Consider the following 287-nt stretch of genomic DNA (forward strand, 5'->3'; position numbering starts at 1 on the left):
ATCAATCCGGATACGGTTTGGTATGTGGGTGTGGATAATGATGCTGATGGTTTCTTTGGAAGCACAAATTCAGTAACACAGTGTACCTCTCCTGGTGCTGGTTATTCAACCACTGCCCCGGCAACTCCTGATTGTAATGATAATGATAATACAGTTTATCCAAATGCTCCTGAACTATGTGATGGGAAGGACAATGACTGTGATGGAACTATCGATGAAGATCTGACCTTTACTAATTATTATATCGATGCCGATAAAGATGGATTTGGAGATGCTTCAGATTCGGG

General features: G+C 41.5%; 1 protein-coding gene. It reads left to right on the plus strand.

Annotated features, from left to right (window positions below; all coding sequences use genetic code 11):
• Nucleotides 1-287: putative metal-binding motif-containing protein (locus ACNKXV_RS14495; RefSeq protein ID WP_417908409.1), on the plus strand; the 287-nt coding region annotated here is incomplete at both ends.

Source organism: Christiangramia aquimixticola, from assembly GCF_048285835.1.
Lineage (GTDB): Bacteria > Bacteroidota > Bacteroidia > Flavobacteriales > Flavobacteriaceae > Christiangramia > Christiangramia aquimixticola.